Annotated in this window: 19 protein-coding genes and 1 pseudogene; 13 read left to right on the top strand and 7 right to left on the bottom strand. The window is 45.1% G+C overall.

What is annotated here, in order from left to right; all coding sequences use genetic code 11:
- Window positions 1-96 precede the first annotated feature (96 nt).
- Window positions 97-690, bottom strand: a complete 594-nt coding sequence (locus SVI_RS14445; RefSeq protein WP_013052335.1) for a LysE family translocator — start codon at window positions 688-690, stop codon at window positions 97-99.
- A gap of 325 nt (window positions 691-1015) precedes the next feature.
- Here SVI_RS14445 and SVI_RS14440 point away from each other — a divergent pair, with 325 nt between their 5' ends.
- The gene (locus tag SVI_RS14440; protein ID WP_231847730.1) at window positions 1016-1498 is read left to right on the top strand and encodes a DUF4136 domain-containing protein; all 483 of its coding nucleotides are present in this window, start codon (window positions 1016-1018) and stop codon (window positions 1496-1498) included.
- 30 nt (window positions 1499-1528) lie between these two features.
- Entirely contained in the window at window positions 1529-1957 is a 429-nt protein-coding gene (locus tag SVI_RS14435) for a hypothetical protein (RefSeq protein WP_013052333.1), read from the top strand.
- Window positions 1958-2015: 58 nt separating this feature from the next.
- Here the strand turns inward: SVI_RS14435 and SVI_RS14430 are convergent, their stop codons facing one another.
- From SVI_RS14430 to SVI_RS14420, 3 genes are all read right to left on the bottom strand, one after another.
- Window positions 2016-2990: a lipase chaperone family protein gene (locus tag SVI_RS14430; protein ID WP_013052332.1), complete on the bottom strand. Its 975-nt coding sequence runs from the start codon at window positions 2988-2990 to the stop codon at window positions 2016-2018.
- 2 nt (window positions 2991-2992) lie between these two features.
- Complete coding sequence (locus SVI_RS14425; protein ID WP_013052331.1) at window positions 2993-3922, bottom strand: esterase/lipase family protein; 930 nt, start codon at window positions 3920-3922, stop codon at window positions 2993-2995.
- 497 nt (window positions 3923-4419) lie between these two features.
- Window positions 4420-6573, bottom strand: coding sequence for a TonB-dependent receptor (locus SVI_RS14420; protein WP_041419977.1), 2154 nt, complete (start codon window positions 6571-6573; stop codon window positions 4420-4422).
- Between the two features lie 154 nt (window positions 6574-6727).
- On the opposite strand from SVI_RS14420, the gene SVI_RS14415 reads away from it, so the two are divergent.
- A complete protein-coding gene (locus tag SVI_RS14415) occupies window positions 6728-7132 on the top strand; it encodes a cupin domain-containing protein (RefSeq protein ID WP_013052329.1) in 405 nt (134 codons plus the stop codon).
- 63 nt (window positions 7133-7195) lie between these two features.
- Here SVI_RS14415 and SVI_RS14410 read toward each other — a convergent pair whose 3' ends face one another.
- Both SVI_RS14410 and SVI_RS14405 read right to left on the bottom strand, forming a co-directional pair.
- Window positions 7196-8011, bottom strand: a complete 816-nt coding sequence (locus tag SVI_RS14410; RefSeq protein ID WP_041419976.1) for a DUF2797 domain-containing protein — start codon at window positions 8009-8011, stop codon at window positions 7196-7198.
- A gap of 253 nt (window positions 8012-8264) precedes the next feature.
- Window positions 8265-8765 carry a glycine cleavage system protein R gene (locus tag SVI_RS14405; protein WP_013052327.1) on the bottom strand — a complete coding sequence of 167 codons (501 nt, stop codon included), beginning with the start codon at window positions 8763-8765 and terminating at the stop codon, window positions 8265-8267.
- Window positions 8766-8934: 169 nt separating this feature from the next.
- On the opposite strand from SVI_RS14405, the gene SVI_RS14400 reads away from it, so the two are divergent.
- The 6 genes and pseudogenes from SVI_RS14400 to SVI_RS14375 all read left to right on the top strand — a co-directional run bounded on the left by SVI_RS14400 (window position 8935) and on the right by SVI_RS14375 (window position 18057).
- Window positions 8935-11190, top strand: coding sequence for an ABC transporter permease subunit (locus SVI_RS14400; RefSeq protein WP_013052326.1), 2256 nt, complete (start codon window positions 8935-8937; stop codon window positions 11188-11190).
- Window positions 11191-11337: 147 nt separating this feature from the next.
- Window positions 11338-12990: a phosphate ABC transporter permease PstA gene (gene pstA, locus SVI_RS14395; RefSeq protein ID WP_041419975.1), complete on the top strand. Its 1653-nt coding sequence runs from the start codon at window positions 11338-11340 to the stop codon at window positions 12988-12990.
- 89 nt (window positions 12991-13079) lie between these two features.
- Complete coding sequence (pstB, locus tag SVI_RS14390; RefSeq protein WP_013052324.1) at window positions 13080-13898, top strand: phosphate ABC transporter ATP-binding protein PstB; 819 nt, start codon at window positions 13080-13082, stop codon at window positions 13896-13898.
- Between the two features lie 96 nt (window positions 13899-13994).
- Window positions 13995-14705, top strand: a complete 711-nt coding sequence (gene phoU / locus SVI_RS14385; protein WP_013052323.1) for a phosphate signaling complex protein PhoU — start codon at window positions 13995-13997, stop codon at window positions 14703-14705.
- A gap of 857 nt (window positions 14706-15562) precedes the next feature.
- Window positions 15563-17538 (top strand): annotated as a pseudogene (locus SVI_RS14380) (BCCT family transporter).
- A gap of 156 nt (window positions 17539-17694) precedes the next feature.
- Window positions 17695-18057 carry a YajD family HNH nuclease gene (locus tag SVI_RS14375; protein ID WP_013052319.1) on the top strand — a complete coding sequence of 121 codons (363 nt, stop codon included), beginning with the start codon at window positions 17695-17697 and terminating at the stop codon, window positions 18055-18057.
- Window positions 18058-18150: 93 nt separating this feature from the next.
- Here SVI_RS14375 and SVI_RS14370 read toward each other — a convergent pair whose 3' ends face one another.
- Window positions 18151-18399, bottom strand: coding sequence for a DUF1289 domain-containing protein (locus SVI_RS14370; RefSeq protein ID WP_013052318.1), 249 nt, complete (start codon window positions 18397-18399; stop codon window positions 18151-18153).
- 223 nt (window positions 18400-18622) lie between these two features.
- On the opposite strand from SVI_RS14370, the gene SVI_RS14365 reads away from it, so the two are divergent.
- The 4 genes from SVI_RS14365 (at window position 18623) to SVI_RS14350 (ending at window position 23992) form a co-directional block, all read left to right on the top strand.
- Window positions 18623-19801, top strand: a complete 1179-nt coding sequence (locus SVI_RS14365; protein ID WP_013052317.1) for a hypothetical protein — start codon at window positions 18623-18625, stop codon at window positions 19799-19801.
- A gap of 627 nt (window positions 19802-20428) precedes the next feature.
- Complete coding sequence (locus tag SVI_RS14360; protein ID WP_041419974.1) at window positions 20429-21694, top strand: methyltransferase; 1266 nt, start codon at window positions 20429-20431, stop codon at window positions 21692-21694.
- A 247-nt stretch (window positions 21695-21941) separates the two neighbouring features.
- Window positions 21942-22991, top strand: a complete 1050-nt coding sequence (locus SVI_RS14355; protein ID WP_013052315.1) for a 3-oxoacyl-ACP synthase III — start codon at window positions 21942-21944, stop codon at window positions 22989-22991.
- Window positions 22992-23104: 113 nt separating this feature from the next.
- The gene (locus SVI_RS14350; RefSeq protein WP_013052314.1) at window positions 23105-23992 is read left to right on the top strand and encodes an alpha/beta fold hydrolase; all 888 of its coding nucleotides are present in this window, start codon (window positions 23105-23107) and stop codon (window positions 23990-23992) included.
- Window positions 23993-24067: the final 75 nt, after the last annotated feature.

Raw genomic sequence — 24067 nt, 5'->3', positions numbered from 1 at the left:
GTTTTGGTGATACATCTGCGGGGAAGGATAAGGAGGAAATCCAGAGTACGCAAGCGCTCCGTGCCGAACTTGGCACAGAGGACTAAAAAACTGAGTTTATGGCGCCACCATGGGGATGATCGACGCCACGAGTAAGACTGCCATGGATATGTTGAAGATCTTCTGTTGTCGTTCATTCTTGAGTAGGCGTTTAAGGGCGACGCCAAAACCTAGCCAAGTGATGGCGCAAGGAAAGGCGACGGCGAGGAAGACGGCCGCGATAGTCAATATTTGGGGAGTCAATGCAGTATCAAGATTAGTGAAGGCGGCTATTGCCCCCACGGCCATGATCCAACCTTTAGGGTTGATCCATTGAAAGGCCGCAGCCTGAATGAAGCTCAATGGATTCGATGTCTGTTTGCCTTCCATCTTACTGCTGCTATTGGCGATAAGCCATGAGAGGTAGAGCAGGTAAGCTATTCCTATATATTTGATGATTAAATGAATCACAGGATAGGTCTGAAATAAGGCGCTCATACCTAAACCTATGGCGAGCACCATGCAAGGAAAACCAAGACAGATCCCGGTTAAGTGCGGCAAGCTAGCCTTGATGCCAAAGTTGACCCCAGAGCTCATCAACATGACGTTGTTTGGACCCGGTGTTATCCCGGATGAGAAGGCAAATAGGGCTATCGCTAAAATGAGTTCCATATGGGACCTGTAAGCTAAATCGGCACGCCATATTAGCTAATTTGATGAGACTGTGAAGCTAAATTTGCAACTGGAACTCACTTTCAAATCCTCTGCCATGGCTAAGGATGCCAAGATAAACCTTCAAGATTGATCATGGGTAAATGTTTTCTATTGTGATTACTTATGAGTCAGCTTAGGTTAACCTTTGCCATGTTATTGTTGACGCATTGAAAATCTTGCTCTGATATCGAAAAGGAACCTCACTATCAAAAAACTTATCTGTTTATTCTTAATTACATTTTTAACAGCTTGCGTCACTGTCGACCAGGTTAAAACCAGTCCTATGCGCACGACTATGGTGGCTACGGGTGATCTAGGTTTCATTTCTGACAAAAGTTCTCGTTTTGCCTGGCATCCCTCATTGGCAAATGTGGTTGCGGATGAGAGAATTAATAATGAACAAGTCGTTCGTCATATGCGATTCGCGATTACTCAGATAATGGAGTCGAAAGGTTATCGACTCGTGTCTATCGATGAGTCTCCGGATCTGCTGTTAGGTTTTGGTTTGGCACTCGAGTCCGATATGAGTGATGCCGAGATCTTGAAGCAAGCCGGTTTAGTCGCAGGCTTATCGACAGCAGGTAGCGATACTGAACAGTACGAGAAAGGTTCAGTCTTGGTGATGCTATTCAAACCTAAACAGTTACAAGCTGTTTGGCGTGTGTTAGCACAAGGATTTACCGACTTTAAGCAATCTGGTGAACAGAGACAGCAACGTTTTGACGAACTCATCTCTTTAATGTTGGGAAGTATTCCTAGCGTTTAATTTTAAAGATAAAAGTTTAGGAGAAGGATTTTGAAATTTTCAATAACACGTATATTGGTATTGGCACTAGCGCTGATTTCGTTTCAAGGTTTAGCGGCCGCAGAGTGGGTTAAAATTGCTGATAAGACAGTCGATTATAAGACCGAAACCGATACCGTCACTCCTCAATTTCGTGAGAAAAATGTCACTCATATTAAATTAAAGTGTACCCAAGGTTCAGTGAATCTACACAAACTAGTACTGAATATGAGCGATGGTACCAGCAAGACTGTAGACAACTTGGGTGTATTAACCAAGGGATTGGCGAGCCGTAGTATCTCTGTGCCTAAGGGTGATATTAAGCTTGAGTCTATCGATTTCACCTATGATAGTGTCGGTAGTCAGACCATGGCACTTGCCGGACTTTCTAAGAAAGGTAAGCTGGACATCATGGGTAAGAAACCCGCCCAAAAAGATTAACTAGTATTAGTTAGTTAGCCAAATAACAAGCCCGTAAGGGCTTGTTTCATTTTGGGCTTTAACTGGCATGGTACAGACTGGGGTTTCTTAAGAAAACCTGTAATCGTTTTATCTCTGTCGAGCTAAAATTCTGTTTAAGATACACTGCAATCTTTATCTCCTGTTCTTGTGCATCCGCATGCTCTTTCCTTATCTGCTGCTGAACCTTTAGATAGCTTGTTACCCGGGCTTGCCATTCTTCCTGTGCCATTTTTACTTTGTCTACTCTGGCTGCAATTTCTGGGGGCATCTGCTGTGGCTGAGCTTGTTTGTCATTGAGCACTGCGGCAATTTTTTGGGCTGCAAAACTAGGAAGCAGTGCCTCTTGCTCTGACTCATCTAACTGACTTAGATGATGTACCAGTAATTGCTGCTTTTGTGCTGGACTCAGGGAGGTATCTTGCCGGATGGCCGCTCTGGCTATCGCCTGTCGGTCGTAAGCATTGTCTTGCGCGAAGAAGGCGTCAATCTCCTCCTCACTGAAAAATTGAAATTGGCTATCGTGAACCTGCTCGATAAACCTAAGGCTTTGGCTCATCTGCATATCTTCATCTATGCTGGGGCTGAGTTTTTTTATCTCCATCAGAGCCTGCTGATAGTCACGATATCGCCCGAATAATACCAAAAGGTAGGCTAGATTTGTCGAGTCTAACTTTAGAGAATGAGCTAGCTTAATGACTTGTGTCTCTATGGCAGTTTGATGCTGTTGGTACTCTAAGATGATGTCATCAAACTTCCATTTTAGTGCCAGTTCCAGACGTAATGGCTGACTGAAAACTTGAGATGATAGTGGGGCTTGAGGATATTTTTTTTGTGAGCTAGCCAGTGGATATAGCCTCTGGTCTTTACTGACTAATTCGGCTGGCCGACTTGGATCTTCTCTGGTGCTAGCGAGATACAGAACCAAACCAAGACTGAGTAATATTAACGAAATCAGCCCAAGTATGCCGATAAGCTTAGTGGATCTCTGGCTTGGATTAGTTCTGTTATTCATTATTAGAGTCCGAGTTGGGCTAAGCGGTTTAAGTGCTGTCGGTATAGAGTGACAGGGTTGGTATCAAACCAGCTAACCAGACCGAAGGTCTGATTCACTTCATCTAAGTGATTCATCTTGTAGTTATCTTTGATGACTAAACCTAAGTGAGAGCTACAACTTGATACCAGTCCATCATTGGGTTCATTAAATAGCAGGCCGGTTAGACTCAAGGGGTAATCGCTGACATCGAACACATGGGTGAGTTGACTGGCACCGGACCAGGAGAAGTAGTACACACCGTTGTCGGCGAGTGCTGAACCTTGGCCACAGAATTGGGCCGGAATACCTTCGGGGTAGCGCTGATTAAATGCAACTGAGCCTGAGGTCGTGAGTGACTCCATCGCGGCGATAGTGTCAGTGGGTAAACCACTATTGCCTGAGATCCCGGCAATGATCGCGGCTAAGGAATTAAAACCTTGCTGAGCAAGCCATTCTATCGCCGAGTCGGCAGGTATTGCACCGCGGACGAAATCGGCAACATTGCTGCCCCAATTTACGCCACCGATAGAGGTAACCGATGCCACCATTTCAGGGCTGACACTGGCGACATAACGTATGGTTGGACTGCCATGGCTATGACCGATTAGGTTAACTTTATCGGCTCCCGTTTGTGCCAGCACGGCTTGTACATAATTGCGTAGCTGCTCGCCTCGGACTTCACTGGAATTAGCCGGAGATACGTTGGCGACAAATACTTGAGCACCTTGTTGCTGTAGGGTTTGAGGTATTTTGTAGAAGTAATCAATTCCCCAAATATCATCGAAACCAAATAAGCCATGCACCAGTACTATGGGATATTTAGTCGCCGATGTTGATGTGCTGGCCGTAGCATTGAATGAACTTGATAAGCTTAAGAGTAAGATTATAAGTGTGTAGATCCATCTGTTCATATTATTCCCCAGGGGTTTGTTGACTGTTTTGTTACTGAGTCTTGTTGAATGAGTATTTTGTTATTAGCGGTCTGTATGAAAAATGACCGCTTGTTATTATTGTTATCTTAGTTATTGGGTCTAATCAAGCTATGTTTTTTATTAAAAGTCAGGCTGGACAAGAGTTACAGGCGTGTTTAAAACATGTGTAAGGGGAGTAACTTGAGTGATGGCGTTAGATGCCGAACCTGTTTAAGACACAATGGATATTAGTCGTTACTAATTAAAATATTTCTAAAGCATGAATTTTAGCTATATCTGAAATTTAACCTTTAACCATATTTATGACTGAGTTTGTTATTTTTGGATAGGGTTTTAAGTGGATTGTATGGGTGTTAACTATTGAACTTCTGATTGGAGAATAATTTCTTGGTGCTAGTGTTATTGATTAATCTGTATGTAACTGTGCCTTAAAGAAGGGCAAGCCTGCTGCCCTTCATTAAGAGTTATGAGTTAAATCAGAAGCTGGTTTTAACGCCAAGATTTACTGTGGTGCCTAAACCTTTGGTGTTATAGCCTGAATAGGTATAAGCCTGAGAGCGAGCCGAGTAGTAATCTTGGTTCAGTAGGTTTTCAATTCCCAGAGACAGCTGCCAGTTGTCGATCTGGTAACTGCTGCTCAAGTTCACTAGGTTATAGCTACTCACTGGCCCGAGTGTACCGACATATTTACCATCTACAGGCTCGAAGCGTTTACGGTCACCAACATAAAGATAGTTAACACCGATTCTAACTTCTTCTATTGGCTGCCAGTCCAGTGTCGCTGTGAACTTAGGTGCAGAGATTGTCTTACCATCGAGATAGGTATCAGTTTCGGTATTTTTACCTTCTATCCAGCTGTAGCTGACACTGGAGGTTAAGTTTTCTTGTATCTGATAGCTAAGCTGAGCTTCGTATCCCCATATTTTTTGTGGCTCACGAACAGGCATGTAAACACCAGTCTCAACGATATATTTACTGCCTGTGCCTAGCTCTGAGTTGCTGCGATAGGCGGCAAATTCATAGGTTAAATCGGCAACTTGCCCCGACACACCGACTTCGTAGTTGTCGACTATTGAGGCCTCTGTACGAATAAGCGATATATCATCGACAGTGGCGGTACGCAGTAAGCGGCCAAGATCTGAGATGTCAGAGCCCTGGGAGAAGCTGATAAATGGGCTGAAATAGTCATTCATATTGTATCTGACGCCGACATTGAAGGTGGTGGTGTCATAATCAATATCACCCCCCTTAACATCCATAGGTACCGAGCAGGTATCGGCACTTTTGCACACTTTCAGTGTCTGGTAGTCATCGACGCTGAGATCGACACTGTCTTGACGAACTCCCGCCTTAATAATCCAATCTCCATCTATCACTATCTTGGTCTGTAGGTAGGCGGCCAAATTGGTCATGTCCATTTCAGGCACCCAGATCCGACCGTCATCCAGAGGTTGGGAGCTGACATCATTGAGTGCATCCAGTCCATAGATGAAACTGACCTCGACATTATCCCAGTCTAGCTGAGTGTTGAAGTTGACCCGAATCCCTTTCTTATCGGATTTAATCAGAGATTGTCCGCCAGCGTAACCTGCACTTGGGTTCGATAGTCGTGTGGAATAGAAGAACATGTTTTCGATGACCTGAGCATAACCATCGAGTGTGAGTTGAGTGTTACTGAAGATCTCTTCATCCACATATTTCAGCATTAAGTTGTGATTACCGCGGGGACCCTGAGGTACCCCCAGTTTTGGGGCTCCAGAAGTATCCTTGATGGCATAGGTTTTAACGCCGCTATTGACGCTGCCAACCACGTCCACATAATCGGTTTTCTGTTGAGCATCGTAATAGTTATAGGTCAGCTGCAGATACTTTTCTTCATCGAAAGCATAGCCGAGTTTAGTGAATAGATTCTTCGATTTACTCTCTGATAATCCGTATTTAAGGCCTATCACATCGCCTTGTGAATCGCGTTGTAAACCGGTTTCTTCCATCGCCCCCGTTAATACATAGCTGAATTTATCGATAGTCCCGTCTATGGATGCATCGAAACGGTAGCCCGGGGTGTCTTCGAACTTTACAGCGCTGAATTTGCTCGATGCGCCTAGCTGGATTCTGGCTTTATCATCACTACTTGCCTTCTTGGTGATGTAGTTAATGATGCCACCCGAGGCGCCATTACCATAAATTGAGGTTGCCCCCTTGATCACTTCTATACGCTCTATGGCGCCAGCATCTATTGAACGAATGCCTAACTGGCCATTTCTCAGTGGTGTTGACTGTGGTACCCCATCGATCATGATCAGTGCTTTTCGGCCACGCAATGTTTGTCCAGAATTACTGGAGGTGCCTGAGCTTGGTGCCATTCCCGGTACGCGAAATGCCAGTATATTCTGCAGCTCTGAGCTGATTAACATATCTTGTTTAAGCATCTTTTTGTCGATCAAGGTGACCGAAGATGGCACTTCATCTATGCGTTCGACACTACGACTTCCAGTGATAATCATACGCTCCATGGAGCTATCGGCTGGGGAGCGAGCGTTATCATCGGCTAATACGGAGAGTGAGGGAAGCGCGAGGCAAAGCAGTGCACATCGAGTGGCAATGGCCGTTTGGCTAAGTGAAAATGACATTGGGGGTCCAGTGTGTAATAAAATTGTCATGAATGATAATCATTATCAATCCCATTAAAAGCTTATTTACATTTATTTCACTTGCGCTACTGCAGTAACTGTCTTAATTTTGTGCATAGTTTTGGATAAGTTTACAGATAATAAGGATATTTTCATGTTGAAGGTCTTATTTGCCGCTTCGATGTTCGCCTCTTTAACCGCTGGTGCTGCCACCTCTAAGGATCTGATCAAATCTAGTGAGTCTTGGGATGGGAATAAACTGCCTGCATACTCATTAACTCAGCCAGAAGTGACGATTAAAGAGATAGTGATATTGCCTGGTGAGGAACTGCCTTGGCATCAGCATCCGGTGATTAATGCCGGCATACTCTTAAGCGGTGAATTGATGGTATACACCAGGGATGGCAAACAGAAAAATCTCAAGGCTGGGGATACGCTTATCGAGTTGGTTAATACCTCTCACTATGGAAAAAATATTAGCTCAGAGTCGGCCAAAATTGTGGTGTTCTATCTCGGGGAACAAGGCGATAAAGCCACAGTAATAGATAAGCAGCAGTAAATAAAAAGCTCATGATTATCATGAGCTTTTTATTTGATATATCTGAGATTAGCCGCTATATATCTAGCCTACGCTGATCTCATATGAGGTGAACTTTCTCATATTAATAACGCCGGTATCAAAGATTAAATACTGACCTTTTATGCCGAGCAAGATACCGCTGACCACAGGATCTTTATCGAAGTTATGTGAGCTGATCTTGATTGGGAACTCAGTGACAGGGAAGCGGATACTCTGTATCTCTTCATCGAGTTTCTCGATGGCATAGTCGCCATGTGCCATGCATATCTCATGGATCTTATTTTCGACTTCCGGCAGTAATTCTGCGGCTTTCGCTTTTAGATCTATGTCTTGTGCATTGCCCTTTAGCATAGTGCGCCAGTTGGTTTTGTCGGCGATCATCTTAGCCAGTTCAACTTCGACCAGTCCGGAGATTTGTCTGGTTGATACTTTCAAGATGGCTAAGCCTTGAGTGGCTCCCTGATCTATCCATCGGGTCGGAAGTTGGGTATGACGTGTGATGCCAACCTTGAGCCCTGAGGTGTTTGACAGGTAAACATAATGAGGCACGAAACAGTTAGCTTCTCCCCATTCAGGCTCGCGACATGTCCCCTGAGCGAAATGACAGGTCTCGGGCTTCATGATACACAAGTCGCAGCTGGCCAGCTTTCTCATACAGACGAAGCAATGACCCTGAGAATAGCTCTTCTTGGTGCGCTTGCCACAATTACTACAGCATATCTTGCCTGTATGTGTGAGAGTGACACTGGTGCCGATTAGCGGGTTCATGTCTAATAATTCATCGCCTATAGGCAACTGATACTGCACCTGCTGGTTATCATCCAGTGTGGCGCGCATCTTCTTGATGGTTCCTAACATATTTTTTCCTATCATTGGGAACTCTGTCGGTTCCCTACAATTTCGAGCATGACATTGACGAACTTATATGGTCTCAGTATATCAGATTGTTGGATTGACTCTTAATTGATTTATTCGATTGGTAAGAGTTTTGTAAAGGGATATGGCTGAAGGTTAGGACAGATGAGAGTCATCGAAGAGAATGCTTCCTCTTCGATGTAAGCTTGAGTCGGGTTTTATTAGGGCATGAATCGCTATTGGATCTATGCTGGTTTTAACGGTTTATCTTATCGAGCACCACATCATCACCCATGGCATACAGAGCTTCACATAGTTGCTCCTCTTGCTCGGGGTTTTTCATGCCGAGATCGAAGTTGGCTCTGAACAAGGCGACGCCAGTGTGGCAGGCTGTCTCGTAACGGCTGCTGAAATGTTCGATATTGATACCCAACGCGCTTATTTTATTGGAGATTTCGTGTACCAGACCGGGTCTGTCATAGGCGACTAATGAGAAGCTAAGATGTTGCAGTTTATTGGGCTGCTTACTGGTTTTAGCATAGGTCAGGCTCAAGCCTTCGATACACTCAAGATTCTCGACTAAGATGTCCCAATTAGAAGAGGGAACCTCTAATAGGAGTATGGCGGCAAAGATACCATCGATATGACGTAGCTCAGAATCAAGCCAATTACCGCCATGGCGACTCACCGCATGGGCTATCTGTTCTACGAGTCCTTTTTTATCAGCGACCTGCAATGTAACTAAGTAACGTAACATATTAATACTACTCCACTATTTATTAATCATTCCTTGGTTTGACTCTGTAATACTAGTGTCATCTTTGCGTCATATAATGGCACACATCAGAATAATGAGATTGTTGCTAACTTATTGTTAGAATAATCCCAGTGAAAAGTCTACTGACTATTTAATAAACGAGGTTCTAATGGATACTCAGGTAAGACAACCTGATTCTAAGGCTCATAACCTACTGATGGGGAGAGGCTCAAGCAGCAGGGCGATTAAGGATAAGTTAACTGAAATTGGTGTGACTATCGGCGGAGCCATGGTATTTGTTGCGCTATTATTGATTTTCTTTTATCTGCTCTATGTTATTAAGCCTATCTTCGATGATGCCGAAGTCTCAGCTGTATCGAGCGTGGAGTTTAATGATTCAGCCCCGGCCTTGATAGTTGGAAGCGACGAGCAAAATGAGATCATGTACCGTGTATCTCAAACGGGTAGAGTCGATTTTTATGATGTCAGTTCATCTAAACTAATTAAAACTGAGCAAGTGGTATTTCCCGAGGGAAGTCAGGTGGTCAGTAGTTCAGCCTCGGTGCCAAGTGAGCAGAGGTTTGCTTTTGGACTCGATAATGGTCAGGTGATCATTGCTGGTATCGAGTTTGGCGTGACCTATCCCAACAATAAACGTCTTATCACGCCTAATTTGAGATTCCCTAACGGCAGGGCGCCCATGACTGTCGATGACCGAGGGCAATCGATAAATCATCTCGCATTCGATTACAGTAGCGATATGATGACTTTTGCGTATCAAGATGATGATCAAGTATGGCGTTTATCTCGCTTGGAGGGTGAGGAGAACATGATGACCGAAGAGGTCGAATGGTCTTCTTACACTGGCATCATCAAGGATGCACCTGTGGATGTTGAGCAGCAGTTAATGACTCCAAATCAGCGTCAACTCCTGCTCAGTTCAGGCAATAAACTGTTTATCTATGATATTCGAGACGCCGAAGCCGTTTCCCTGAAACAAGTGTTAGAGCTGGGGCGTACTGGTGTTAAGGTTACTAATGTGAGCCTGCTTGCCGGAGCAAGTTCTCTGCTGGTGAGCTACGACTCAGGTTTGGTACAACAGTATTTTCAGGTCAATGGTGAGCAAGGGCGTAAATATCAAGAAATACGCGACTTTAGAAATGATGAGGGGATTAAAAGTGTTGCCTCTGAATTTTATCGCAAGAGTTTCGTCACTATTAGTGATAATGGCCAGCTGTCATTGCTTTACACCACGAGCCAAAGAAAGCTCTTCTCCGCGGATTTCAATTTAAAAAATCCTGGTACCTTGGGATTTAGCCCGAGATCTAATGCCTTAGTGATTGAAGCCGACAATAAGTTGCATATGTTCAGTGTTTCAAATACTCATCCAGAGGTGTCGTGGAGCGCCATGTGGAGCAAGGTGTGGTATGAAGATTATCCTGAACCTAAATATGTGTGGCAGTCAACGTCGGGATCAGATGATTTCGAAGCCAAATTAAGTCTGATGCCATTGGCGTTCGGTACCATGAAAGCCGCTTTCTATGCCATGTTGTTCGCCACACCACTGGCGATTGCTGGTGCCATCTATACCGCCTATTTTATGACGCCTAAGGTGCGCTCTGTTGTCAAACCCACCATCGAGATAATGGAAGCCTTGCCTACTGTGATACTCGGCTTCCTCGCCGGTTTATGGTTGGCTCCCTTGATAGAGGACCACTTGCCGGGGATCTTAGTCTTACTCATTCTCTTGCCTGTCTCGATACTGACCAGTGCTTTCATCTGGCATAACTTGCCGGATAAGGCTAAGCAGTACTTACCCGAAGCCTACCAGGAATTGATGTTAATCCCGGTGATCCTCTTCGTCGGCTGGTTCTCATTCGCTATTAGTCCCACACTGGAAGTTGCCTTCTTCGATGGCGATTCAAGATTATTTATTACCAATGAACTCGGTATCACCTTCGATCAACGTAATGCGCTAGTTGTCGGTATCGCCATGGGTTTTGCGGTCATTCCCACTATCTTCTCAATAGCCGAAGATGCGGTGTTCTCTGTGCCTCGTCATCTCTCGAATGGTAGTTTGGCTCTAGGTGCGACCACCTGGCAGACACTGACTCGTGTGGTATTGCTTACCGCTAGCCCAGGTATATTTTCTGCCATCATGATGGGAGTGGGGCGTGCGGTTGGTGAAACCATGATAGTACTCATGGCGACGGGTAACACAGCCATCATGGAATGGAGTGTGTTTCAGGGCATGCGTACATTGGCGGCGAATATTGCCGTCGAAGTGCCCGAGTCGGCCATAGGCAGCTCTCATTACCGGGTACTGTTTCTTGCGGCCTTCGTGCTGTTTATTTTCACCTTTGTTTTCAACACTATTGCCGAAGTGGTCAGACAGCGTCTACGTGAACGCTATAGCTCACTTTAATCGCTCATTTTAGTAGTAAAGAAATGATGAATATATATATGAACATGAATAGCGGGTTTAAATTTGGCTCTCTTTGGGCTTTGGGAATGAATGACATGGTGCTTGTTACTGAGTTTGATCTTGCTCTAATTCTTGGGAGTCAGTGTCATGGGTAATTGGTTTAAATCAGGCTCTCCTTGGATCTGGATGACAGGTGGTGCGGTCAGCATCAGCTTGATTGCGGTACTGGGGTTACTCTTGATGATTGCATGGCGGGGGTTGAGTTACTTCTGGCCAGCCGAGATCTACCAATGGGAGATGCAAGATCAACAGGGAGCTAAATATACCCTTATCGGTGAGATATACGACACCGAACAAGTGCCCACAGAGCAGCTGCTTTCGGCCGGTCATGTGTTTAAAGAGGCGCCTGGGGATACGGTTACACGATATTTAGTTAAAACCGGTAACCGTGAATTTGTTGGTCTGGATTTTCGCTGGATTCTTGCCACAGATATCATCTCGCGCAGTCTCCCCGAAGATATCGCGGTTATAGAGCGCAGCAAGAATGGCGATTTCTACGGTTATCCGCTTGCTGTTATTGAAAATGATAAACGGCTCGATTTTGAGAATGTTGAAGCCTCCTTCGAGTCGCACATTGAACGTTCTGTGGAGCTCAATGATAAGGCAGTAGAGATACAGAAGGGGGAAATAGGTTCGATAAATTACGCCATCGAAAAGCTGCGTCTGCAGGAGCGTGGTTATGAACTCGATGGTGAGCTAACACCTGTGGTCAAGGCAGACTTAGCCCAGAAACGGGCGATATTACAGGCTCAATATCAGACTGTAGAGAAAGAGTTTTTCGGACTCAGGAAACAAGCGGGTCGAGATTCGGTCATTATCAAAGACATGCGCGACGTGGAGGTGACCCTCAAGCTGGATAGCATTTTGGATGTGACTTATTCCAACCGTTTAGGCCTGTTAGATAAATTGGGCCATTGGTTTGTGGGTGTCGGTCGTTTCGTCAGTGATGACCCTCGTGAAGCCAATACCGAGGGCGGGGTGTTTCCGGCTATTTTCGGTACAGTATTTATGGTGATGCTGATGGCGGTAATTGTGACGCCATTTGGGGTGGTTGCGGCGGTTTACCTGCACGAGTATGCCAAGAAAGGCCCGGTGACTAAGATGATCCGTATCGCCGTAATTAACCTGGCGGGTGTGCCATCCATAGTTTACGGGGTATTTGGCTTAGGCTTCTTCGTCTATATGTTTGGCGGCAGCATAGATCAGCTCTTCTTTCCCGAAGCGCTGCCGGCGCCGACATTCGGCTCCCCCGGTGTACTTTGGTCTGCTTTGACTCTGGCTATTTTGACCTTGCCTGTGGTTATCGTGTCGACTGAGGAAGGTTTGAGTCGTATCCCTAGTTCGGTACGCCAAGCTAGTCTGGCACTGGGTGCTACTAAGGCGGAAACTCTGTGGCGTATCGTCTTGCCTATGGCGAGCCCGGCCATTATGACTGGACTTATTTTAGCGGTGGCTCGCGCTGCGGGTGAAGTGGCTCCCTTGATGTTAGTGGGTGTCGTCAAGCTTGCGCCAACCTTGCCCATAGATGTGAACTTTCCCTTCGTTCATCTGGAGCGAAAGTTTATGCACTTAGGTTTTCATATTTACGATGTGGGCTTCCAAAGTCCGAACGTAGAGGCCGCGCGACCTCTGGTTTACGCTACTTCGTTCTTGCTGGTTACTGTCATTGTGTCATTGAACCTGACGGCGATAGCGGTTCGAAACCATCTACGTGAGAAATATCGCTCACTCGAGCACTAATACCAATATTAGTGTGTGTAGGTAAACAGATTAATACGACTCACAGGTTTTGTGAGTCGCATAAAACAGTTAAAGTGATAGGACATAACATGATTTCGATAGATAAGTCAGCGATGAGTACAAAATTTGTGGACCTGAAAAACTTGAGCCAGGAAGACACAGCCCTGGAGATCCGTAACTTGGATCTGAAATATGGCGATAAACAGGCTTTGTTCGATGTATCTATGAAGATACCGGAAAAACAAGTTACCGCCTTTATCGGTCCCAGTGGTTGTGGTAAGTCGACGCTGCTGCGGTGTATTAACCGTATGAATGATCTGGTGGATAATTGCCATATAAGTGGTGACGTCCTGCTACATGGACAAAACATCTATGACAAGAAGATAGATGTTGCTGCCTTGCGTCGTAATGTTGGCATGGTATTCCAGCGTCCGAACCCTTTTCCTAAATCAATTTACGAGAATGTGGTCTACGGACTGCGCCTCCAAGGGATAAACAATCGCCGCGATCTCGATGATGCCGCCGAGCGCTCTCTTCGCGGTGCCGCCATATGGGATGAAGTGAAAGACAGACTTCATGATAACGCTTTTGGCCTTTCTGGTGGTCAGCAACAGCGTCTGGTGATAGCCCGTGCCATCGCCATCGAGCCTGAAGTGTTACTACTGGATGAGCCCACATCGGCTCTGGATCCCATCTCGACCCTGATCATTGAAGAGCTGATCAGTGAGCTTAAATCTAAGTATACCGTGGTGATAGTGACCCACAATATGCAGCAGGCAGCTCGGGTGTCAGATCAAACTGCATTTATGTACATGGGCGAGCTGGTTGAGTACGCAGATACCAATACCATTTTTACGACACCGCAGAAACGTAAGACGGAAGATTACATCACAGGCCGTTACGGTTAATTAAGGCTAATTAAGGCTAATTAGCCTTAGTCAACAAATCCAGTTCCAGTGAGCTTAGTTCACTGGGGATGAGATACAGAAAAAGGGTTAACACCTATGGATAATATGAATTTAAACAAACACATTTCGGGTCAATTTAACGCCGAGCTGGATGATATTCGTAACCGTGTCTTAGCCATGGGGGGTCTGGTCGAACGTCAGCTAGAGCAAGCACTGGATGCAATTTCGAACTTAGATGCTGAGCTTGCCCAGAGCGTTATCCAAGGTGATCATAAGGTCAATGGCATGGAGGTCTCTATCGATGAGGAATGTGCTCGTATCATAGCTAAAAGGCAACCAGCGGCGAGTGATTTAAGGTTAGTCTTGGCCATCTCTAAAACCATCACAGATTTAGAGCGTATCGGTGATGCCTGTGTGAAAATTGCCAAGGTTGCTCTGGATAAACGTTTAAAGAAACAGCAACCTCTGCTTGTGAGTCTGGATAGCATGGGACGCCACGCGACCCGTTTTCTTCATGGCACCTTAGATGCTTTAGCGCGTATGGACGCCGACGCCGCATTCGAGTTACACAAGGAAGACGCTAAACTAGATAAAGAGTATGAAGCCACCATTCGTCAACTTATGACCTATATGATGGAAGACCCTCGCTCAATTCCTGAGGTGTTTGATGTGCTTTGGGCAACACGAGCCGTTGAGCGTGTCGGCGATCGTTGTCAGAATATCTGCGAATACATCATCTATTATGTCAAAGGAAAAGATGTACGCCACGTTTCCTATGAAGAGATGGAAAAAGATCTCAACCTTTAACTATTCAGCTACTACAGAAAATGTCTGGCAATCTCGTGTCCTATGAAGAGATGGAAAAAGATCTGAACTTATAGCTTGGTCTTAGTAACGTTGGGTAATAGAAAAGATGTCCGGCAATCTCATCTCCTATGAAGAGATGGAAAAAGATCTCAACCTTTAACTATTCAGCTACTACAGAAAATGTCCGGCAATCTCGTGTCCTATGAAGAGATACTCGGTAATCTCATGCCCTAGAAGATGTGGGTAAACTTAGCTTGTTGTGAGCCTTGGGTAATAAATCTGGGAGTTTAAGGTTGGATTTAGGGCGTTCCAGTGTAAATCTTCAATCAAAAGACGGTTAATGGCGCCTATTTCAGCTAAGTGCACATTACTGAATCGCCATATAGGTTAGTATATTAACAAGTTTTGTGAGTATCTGGTTTTCGATAGGACAAGAATATATCTATCAGGTTCTGTCGATTAATCGATATGCAAATTCTATTTAATAGCTGGTTACAGCTCAATCCAGTACTTTTGAGTCGCTTATTGTGACTCGAGTCTGGTGTTTAGGAGCTGGCGTTATCCGTACAGGCTTTAGTCTGAGTACGGGGCTGGGTTATTCAATATGATTTGCTCCAGTGTATTACGTGCTAAATTTTCTACTTTCATCGCTATAAAGTGAATGGAAGTCTTCAACATGCCTAATCCTATGGCCGAAGAATTTAGTGGGTTAATCACAAAATGCAACTTCCCGGTTGCAGCATATACTTAACTGATGTCGGAGTTTGATTACGACCTAGTTGAATGTGTCATGCTTCGGGATCCAAGTAGCGTCACCATTATGTATGTGACGTTGCATGTTAACGTGCGGGAGCCATATGTCGCTTAAAACCAGTATCAATCCACCTGTATTTTTTTCATCACTATTGCTCATCATCTTGATTGTATTTGTATGCTCAATGTGGCCCGGACAATCCCAAGAAGTATTCCAATTGGTTCAGACCTGGATTCAGGTTAAAGCTGGTTGGCTTTACATCTTAGGTGTAGCCATCTTCCTTATCTTTATTATCTTCGTCATGGTCAGTCGTTTCGGCGACATCAAGCTTGGGCCTGATCACGCGGAACCCGATTACAGTTATAAGAGCTGGATAGCCATGCTGTTTTCTGCAGGTATGGGTATAGGCCTGATGTTTTTCGGCGTTGCCGAGCCTGTTATGCATTATATGGCGCCGCCAGATGCTACGCCTGAGAGTATCAGGCGGCAAAAGATGCCATGAAGATCACTTTTTTCCATTGGGGGATCCATGCCTGGGCGATTTATGCCGTTGTTGGTCTGAGTCTGTCTTATTTCTCCTATCGTCATAAATTACCTCTGTTGCCCAGAAGTGCCCTTTATCCCTTGATTGGTGAGCGCATTTATGGACCCATGGGCCATGCGGTTGATACCTTTGCCGTAATTGGTACCATGTTTGGCGTGGCGACCTCTCTGGGTTTTGGTGTATTGCAGGTTAACTCGGGTCTCAACTATTTAGTCGGTTTGCCTATTAGTCCTGTGGTCCAGGTCGGTCTGATTATCGCTATCTCCTTGATCGCCACAGTGTCAGTATTCTCAGGATTAGATAAGGGAGTTAAACGTCTCAGTGAGCTAAACCTAGGACTGGCGGTACTCTTGTTAATCTTTGTGCTTATATTCGGTCCTACGGTCGAAATATTACAGGCCTTTGTGCAGAATACCGGTGCCTATCTGAGTGATATAGTCGGTAAGACATTTAACTTATATGCTTATGAGCAGAAGAATGACTGGATTGGCGGCTGGACCTTGCTCTATTGGGGCTGGTGGATATCATGGTCACCATTTGTCGGCACCTTTATCGCACGAGTTTCTCGTGGACGAACCATCAGGGAATTTTTGATCGGCGTCTTGTTTGTGCCATCATTATTTACCTTCCTGTGGATGACGGTATTTGGTAACACAGCTATCGATGCCATCATGAATCATGGAGCCACTTATCTGTCTGATGCTGTTTCATCGGACGTATCAATTGCCCTGTTTGTCTTCTTTGAACACTTACCTTTCTCGACTCTGTTGTCGACCATAGCCCTATGCTTAGTGGTAACCTTCTTCGTTACTTCGTCAGATTCAGGCTCCTTGGTTATCGATAACCTCACCTCGGGGGGCGATCATGATGCTCCTGTGTGGCAACGTGTCTTCTGGGCTATGCTTCAGGGCGTGGTAGCCTCGGTGCTCTTGTTGGCCGGTGGTCTGCAGGCGCTGCAAACCGTGGCAATTGCCAGTGCACTACCATTTTTACTGGTGATGCTCTTGATGTGCCTAGGTCTCTATAAGGCGCTGAAAGATGATTGGATTAAGATCAACAGTGTGCAATCGCATAATACCAGTGTGCAATACAGCAAAACCAATGTGGATTGGGAGGATCATCTCGATGTCTTGGTGTCCCATCCTAGTGAAGACGATGTGCAGGAGTTCCTCGAGCAGGTGGCAACCCCAGCGCTGACTAAGGTGTGTGAGAGCTTCATTCGTCGAAATATCCCGGCACAGCTAATTAACTTAGACAATCGAGTTCGCTTTGTTATTCCTAGTGAAGACCATAACGATTTTGTCTATGGCCTACGGATCAGAGCCTTCACGATTACCAATCCGTTAGTCAGTGAAGTCGACGACGGTGAGACTGATTACTATCGCGCCGAAGTCTTCCTCGAGCATGGTGGTCAGCACTATGACGTCATGGGTTTCACGCAGAAACAGATCTTGGCCGATGTGGTGACTCAGTATGAGAAGTATACCCACTATTTGCATCTTTCTAGTTCTGAATACCTGGGCGGAGATGCTTAGAATCTAAGATCTTAATATCAGGCTTTGAATAGAAAGTCGGTTAAACAGTTAAATTTACCCTGTAGCGATGTTATTATCACTACAGGGTATTTTTTTAGCTATCGTGCCGGGTAATATTCAGACCTGTATCGATAGCCGTTAAGTGGAATTGAGTGGATGTCGGTAAGCCAAGGTCAAAGTAAACTAGATAAAGTATTAGCTGCAGCCAGAGATTATAAAGCGAAGCGTGAAACGGGTTACCGTGAGCAGGCGCTAAAGTTATATCCTTGGGTGTGCGGTCGTTGTACTCGTGAATTTGTACATTCAAACCTGCGTGAGCTGACTGTGCATCATAAAGATCATAACCACGATAATAACCCATCTGATGGTTCAAACTGGGAACTACTCTGCCTCTATTGTCATGATAATGAGCATTCGAAATTTGAAGAGTTGATTCAGTACGGTGCGACTACTGAGACTAAAGTAGAATCGGCCACTTATAATCCCTTCGCCAATCTTAAAGGCATGATGAAGAAGTAGTTTATCCATGGGATTAATAAGAGATATATGTCGGTAACGGCTATATCTCTTTTTATTGCTCTATCTATAGGGATTAAAGCTAGGGATTAACGTTCATTCAGTGCTATTCAGTGCTATTCGTGCCTCTGCTTCTTGCCATTTTTTCCGGCTGATACTGTTACTTTCGCCCAACTCACCTTTAGCCTGCTCGGCCTTACGCTTTGCTAGTTTTACCCATACGTCAGCCTTAAACCCATCGTCACCCGTACCCCAGGCCACTATTTCATCGATAGTCCGGTAACAACCCATACAGATGTCTTCGTCGTTTAAACCACATTTGGCCACGCAAGGGGAGTGAATCATATATTTCAGCCCAGATTTTAATTCTAAAATTATTGACTGGGATTCTAGTGATCCTGGTCACGATTTTCAAGGAGAGTGAGGTATATAGAGCTAGTGAATGATCTATAGCATTGTAAGCTATAGGTAAAACAGACTGCAAATGCTAGACTCGCTTGAATTTTTAGGTATGTTTTTTAATTTATTTTAGCTTTTCAATGGATTGTGAAAAGCTACTGGGGGCTTTATGAAAGCTTTGCTACGCTTAAGTGTTTTTGTTGTGTTGGGTCTGCTAACTTCGGCATGTTCTCTGTTAGAAGTTAAATTTGAAAGTGCTGTGGTGCCACTACCACAAGAGCAGCTTAATATGCGGGTATTTAGCCGCGATTTTAGTAGCACCTTCTATAGTCAGGTCGAACAGACTGCTGACCAAGTTTCCGCGCTTGAATCTATCGATGAACAAGATATCCAGCTGAGATCTAACGCTCTGATGTGGAAGATCAATGCTGAACAGGCTCTGCAGAGGACTATTTTCCAATCTTCACCAGTCGCAGCCATGCTTGATACTTGGGCATTTACGGCGCAGATGAGTGACTTTTATGAGACTGGGGCGGGTAAAACCTTATTTGGTGCACAGCAAGCCCAGGTTATTGAGACCAGTCGGGCATTAGAGGCACAGTTTGAGAAGACGGTTAAGGGCTTCTTATCTCAGGCCGATTTCAACAAGAACCGCGAATTTATCCAAAAGTACGTTGTGGATAACCCACTCACAGATATCACCTTTAGTCGTAAGTCGGCATTCAATGATTGGTTAATATTTAGAGAGGTCAATGAATTTGAAGCTGTGACTACCTTCGGCTCAGTGCCGGAAGTGATGAGCGATGTTTCAGATCGTATGGCGATGATCTCTGAGCAGATGCCCAAGCTTTTAGGCTGGAAAGCCGAGCTTTATGCGCTGCATTCCAATATCAATGCCGAAGATGTTCAGGCAACGCTTGTGAGCATCAGTGATACATCGGCAAAGTTTCAGGAGCTGATGGCACAGAGCCCTGAGATGATGCAGAATCTAGCCGTGGATATGCGTCGTGAGTTGACCCCTTTACTGCAACAGCTCAGCGACTCCACCGATGATAAGCTTGTACAGCTATCGGTAGAGCGTCAGGCATTAGAGTTGATGGTTAAGAATGAGCGTTTGGCTCTGGAGGATATGGTCGTCAGAGAGCGTATCGCTGCGGCGGCTAACTTAGATGAGATATCTAAACATACAGTAGAGGTGGTGTTTCAGGAGCTAACCAAGACACTTAAGAGTCTGATCCTCTATTTCGTACTCTTCTTAGTGGTGGTTTTCTTCGCTCCTCTTGGTTTAGGCGTCTTCTTAGGTAAGCGCATGGAAAGCAAGAAAGCTAACAAGGCTATAAAAAGCTAATTGCTAGCTAATGAACAGCCTGGTGGTTTTCTTCGCCTTTTCTCCAATTGGGTCTCGGAGTCTGGTTAGGTAAGAGAATGGAAAGCAAGAAAGCTAGCAAGGCTATAAAAAGCTAAAAGCTAGCTAATAAACAGCCTGGTGGTTTTCTTCGCCTTTTCTCCAATTGGGTCTTGGTGTCTGGTTTGGTAGGAGAATGGGAAATAAGAAAGCTAACAAATTAAGTAAAGAGACGATAAAAACTTAATTGCTAGAAGATTTATAGCTAGAAGCTTACTGAATTACAGACTGGTGGTTTTCTTCGCCTCTCGCTCAATTGGGTCTTAGTGTCTGCTTGGGTAAGAGAATGGGAAATAAGAAAGCTAACAAATTAAGTAAAGAGACGATAAAAACTTAATTGCTAGAAGCTTATTGAATTACAGCCTGGTGGTTTTCTTCGCCTCACGCCTTGTAAGGCGATAGAAAGCAAGGCCTAGGAACTTGTTCCTAGATTCTAGGCCCTATTTTCATGAACTCACTTCTGCTTTATAATCTAGGCTAGCGGCTAACTTTACATCATGGAGAGTTAGCCGTTGTTCTTGTCTTTGCCCTGTTTTCCTCTGTCTTTCCTTATGTCTTTTACTTAGAAAAATGAGTGCCTATACCTTGCAAGAAACCTTCCATCGCCAGCGACTCAAGCAACTCGATACATTATTAGTTCAGAGCCGAGAGCTATGGCAGGTTAAGGCGTTCGACTGCATTCAATTACCCTGGGAGAAACACTTCCCTAGTTTGGCTGAAAAAGTGTGGTCTATTGCTGATGTCGATATCGATAAACTCGATAAGGTGCAAGCTAAGCTAAATGCTGAGTTGCTGCCAGCGCTGCAGCGTGATTTAGACCGCAATGAGTCCCCCTGGCAACTGGACTTGCTACAGCAAGTTTTGGCTGACAAGGATTCAAGCCAAAAGCAGCCCCTAACTAATCTGTTATCTGACAAGGAGGCCTCACATTTCAGCACTGGAATAAAAGGTCGGAAATGGTCACAGATCACGGCATTTACGGCTCAAATCAAGCAAGATAGCAGCGAAGTTCTGGAGTGGTGTGCTGGAAAGGGGCATCTTGGTCGATTCATCGCCAAGGCGCATTCTCGTCCGGTTATAAGTCTGGAGTGGCAGCGTTCTCTGTGTGATGAAGGGACAAAATTTGCCGATAAGTGGCATTTGCCTCAGAGATTTATCTGCGCCGATGCATTTGCTCCTCAGCAGTCTAAGCTAAAGCGGGATCAACAGGTCGTAGCACTGCATGCCTGTGGCGATCTTCATGTGCGCTTACTAAGGCTTGCATCCCAAGCAAATACTCGATCCATTATGATCTCTCCCTGCTGTTATCATCTTATTCAAGCTGAGCGGTATCTGGGTATGTCTGAAGTGGTATTAGAAAGTGAATTGGTGTTATCTCCACATGATCTGCAGGTGCCATTGCAACACAGCACCATAGCCAATGCTAAACAGGTGGAGTATCGTCATAAAGAGATAGTTTGGCGCCTGGGATTCGATTCCTTGCAGCGTGAGGTGAATCGAAGCACGCGATACCTACCCATTCCATCGATAAAGCAGAGTCAGTTGAATAACGGTTTTGCAGCATTCTGTTATTGGGCTGCTGAGAAAAAGTCTGTGGTATTATCTGAGGATCTGGATGTTAACGTTTATCTCGAATTAGGCGTTCAGAGACATAGACTCACTCGGCGAATCGATCTGGTTGCCCATCTGTTTCGTGCAATTCTGGAACACTGGTTACTGCTCGACAGAGTCTGTTTTCTCGAAGAGCGAGGTTACTCGGTAAAGCTAACCAAATTCTGTAGTGAAGCGATTACCCCAAGAAACGCCCTAATTTTGGCTGAAAAACCAGAAAATTAATGATTAACCTATAAGGATTATCTAAGCGTATGTTTTTATAGTTAAAATATAATAAGTCATGTTTGTTTTTATTCTTTTAGACTTTGTTTTTTGATGAAAAATGGAGTTTTTTGATGAAAAAAACGTACCTATGACGGTTTTTTATTGAATCATTAGCCTTTTCTTGCTCAAATGATGGGTTAATACTAAATAATAATACTTATTGGCTGAAGTCGCGCCGATATTGTGAGCGAAATAATACTGTTTCATGAAATATTCCCGAGTATTTATCAATAGCCTGGCATATGAACTGGCACCTGAAGTGGTTACCACTTCCGAATTAGAATCTCGTTTGGCACCACTATATAAGAAGTTTCGTATCCCTATGGGGCAACTTGCCGCATTAACCGGGATCACCGAGCGTCGTTGGTGGCCAAAAGGCCATAGATTATCAGACGGTGCTCTGGCCGCGGCCCACAAAGCCATTGATGAAACGGGTGTAAAAGTCAGCGACTTAGGCGCCGTGGTGTATACCGGGGTTTGCCGCGATCAACATGAGCCCGCTACGGCGTGTCGTATCGCTGCCGAGCTTGGTGTGTCAAAAAATACCGCCATCTATGACATCAGTAATGCTTGTCTTGGGGTACTTTCAGGTATCTTAGATATTGCTAACCGCATCGAACTTGGTCAAATTAAGGCGGGTTTAGTGGTTTCCTGTGAATCTGCCCGTCATATTGTCGATATCACTATAGATAATATGTTGGCCGATCAAACCATGCAAAATTATGCCCAGTCGCTGGCAACCTTAACCGGTGGCTCTGGCGCGGTGGCTGTCTTGCTTACCGATGGCAGCTTGCCGTTGAATACCGATCGTCAACATCAGCTTTTAGGCGCGAGTCACCTTTCAGCACCTGAGCACCATAACTTATGTCAATGGGGCCTGCAGGAAGCTGGTTTACAACTCTACCGTGAGTTTATGCGCACCGATGGTGTGACACTACTCAAAGAGGGAGTAGAGCTTGCCCGTCATACCTGGAGTCATTTCCTGGAGCAGCGTGACTGGGTGGTGGAGCAGGTCGATAAAGTGATCTGCCATCAGGTTGGGTCAGCAAACCGACTGAAGGTGCTTAATGCACTGGATATTCCCCCAGAGAAAGAGTTTCCTACTTATCAACTGCTGGGCAACATGGGCACAGTCTCTCTGCCTGTCACAGCAGCAATCGCTCACGATCAGGGATTCCTGCAGAAGGGCGATCAGGTGAGTTTCTTAGGTATAGGCAGTGGACTTAACTGCATGATGCTTGGGATCAAGTGGTAACGCATTACAGTCTGTAATGCACACTTCGAGCGTTTCAGTCCTATACCTCACATAACCACGTTATGCGCCTCAATATTGAGGCGCGATGATGCAAAGAATATTTAGGAAGAGTCATGTTAGACACTCTGTTTCCCTTCAAGCGCAATTATCTCGACAGAAACGGCCATAAGTTACAGTACGTAAATGAAGGCCAAGGTGAGCCTGTGGTCATGGTTCATGGCAATCCTAGCTGGTCTTTCTATTATCGAAATGTGGTATCTGCTCTGAGCAGTAACCATCAGTGTATCGTGCCAGATCATATTGGCTGCGGTCTATCTGATAAGCCTGATGACAGCGGTTACGACTACACATTAAAGAATCGTATCGACGATCTCGAAGCCTTGCTTGAACATCTAGATGTAAAAGAGAACATCACCTTAGTCGTACACGACTGGGGCGGGATGATAGGCATGGGCTATGCTGCGCGTTATCCAGAGCGGATAAAACGTCTGGTAATTCTGAATACCGGCGCGTTTCATCTTCCTCAATCTAAGCCGTTTCCCTGGCCATTGTGGATCTGCCGTAATACCTTGTTAGGCACGGCTCTGGTTCGAGGTTTCAATGCGTTTTCATCCATAGCTTCCTATGTCGGTGTTAAGCGTAAACCTATGCCCAGTGAGATACGTAAAGCGTATGTGGCACCTTTCAATTCCTGGGCTAACCGGATCTCAACCTTGAGATTTGTACAGGATATCCCCCTCAAAGAGGGTGACAGAAACTATGAATTGGTCTCTGAAATTGCCGCCAGCCTGCCAAAGTTTGCCAATGTGCCGACTATGATCTGTTGGGGTCTTAAAGACTTCGTTTTCGATAAGCATTTTCTGGCCCAGTGGAAAGTAGAGATGCCCCATGCGAGCGTGCATGAATTTGCAGATTGCGGCCACTATATTCTTGAAGATGCCAGCGATGAAGTCGTCGGTCATATCACTCAGTTTATGAACAGCGACTCTACGGCGGTTTAATACTCGCGGTTAGCTTTCTAGCGAGAGGACAAGATACAAATAAGCGGCCTAAATTGGCCGCTTATTTAATTATAA

This window comes from Shewanella violacea DSS12, from assembly GCF_000091325.1.
Taxonomy (GTDB): Bacteria; Pseudomonadota; Gammaproteobacteria; order Enterobacterales; family Shewanellaceae; genus Shewanella; species Shewanella violacea.
Note: the sequence above shows the minus strand (reverse complement) of the source record. Positions and strands in the feature narration are given on the sequence as shown.

Coding starts and splice junctions, on each gene's coding strand:
- SVI_RS14375 (WP_013052319.1), top strand. CDS start 17,695: ATGTCGGTAAGCCAAGGTCAAAGTAAACTAGATAAAGTATTAGCTGCA.
- phoU (WP_013052323.1), top strand. CDS start 13,995: ATGGATAATATGAATTTAAACAAACACATTTCGGGTCAATTTAACGCC.
- SVI_RS14350 (WP_013052314.1), top strand. CDS start 23,105: ATGTTAGACACTCTGTTTCCCTTCAAGCGCAATTATCTCGACAGAAAC.
- SVI_RS14440 (WP_231847730.1), top strand. CDS start 1,016: ATGCGCACGACTATGGTGGCTACGGGTGATCTAGGTTTCATTTCTGAC.
- SVI_RS14360 (WP_041419974.1), top strand. CDS start 20,429: ATGAGTGCCTATACCTTGCAAGAAACCTTCCATCGCCAGCGACTCAAG.
- SVI_RS14405 (WP_013052327.1), bottom strand. CDS start 8,765: ATGTTACGTTACTTAGTTACATTGCAGGTCGCTGATAAAAAAGGACTC.
- SVI_RS14420 (WP_041419977.1), bottom strand. CDS start 6,573: ATGTCATTTTCACTTAGCCAAACGGCCATTGCCACTCGATGTGCACTG.
- SVI_RS14365 (WP_013052317.1), top strand. CDS start 18,623: ATGAAAGCTTTGCTACGCTTAAGTGTTTTTGTTGTGTTGGGTCTGCTA.
- SVI_RS14370 (WP_013052318.1), bottom strand. CDS start 18,399: ATGATTCACTCCCCTTGCGTGGCCAAATGTGGTTTAAACGACGAAGAC.
- SVI_RS14355 (WP_013052315.1), top strand. CDS start 21,942: ATGAAATATTCCCGAGTATTTATCAATAGCCTGGCATATGAACTGGCA.
- SVI_RS14430 (WP_013052332.1), bottom strand. CDS start 2,990: ATGAATAACAGAACTAATCCAAGCCAGAGATCCACTAAGCTTATCGGC.
- SVI_RS14445 (WP_013052335.1), bottom strand. CDS start 690: ATGGAACTCATTTTAGCGATAGCCCTATTTGCCTTCTCATCCGGGATA.
- SVI_RS14400 (WP_013052326.1), top strand. CDS start 8,935: ATGGATACTCAGGTAAGACAACCTGATTCTAAGGCTCATAACCTACTG.
- SVI_RS14410 (WP_041419976.1), bottom strand. CDS start 8,011: ATGTTAGGAACCATCAAGAAGATGCGCGCCACACTGGATGATAACCAG.
- pstA (WP_041419975.1), top strand. CDS start 11,338: ATGGGTAATTGGTTTAAATCAGGCTCTCCTTGGATCTGGATGACAGGT.
- SVI_RS14415 (WP_013052329.1), top strand. CDS start 6,728: ATGTTGAAGGTCTTATTTGCCGCTTCGATGTTCGCCTCTTTAACCGCT.
- SVI_RS14425 (WP_013052331.1), bottom strand. CDS start 3,922: ATGAACAGATGGATCTACACACTTATAATCTTACTCTTAAGCTTATCA.
- pstB (WP_013052324.1), top strand. CDS start 13,080: ATGATTTCGATAGATAAGTCAGCGATGAGTACAAAATTTGTGGACCTG.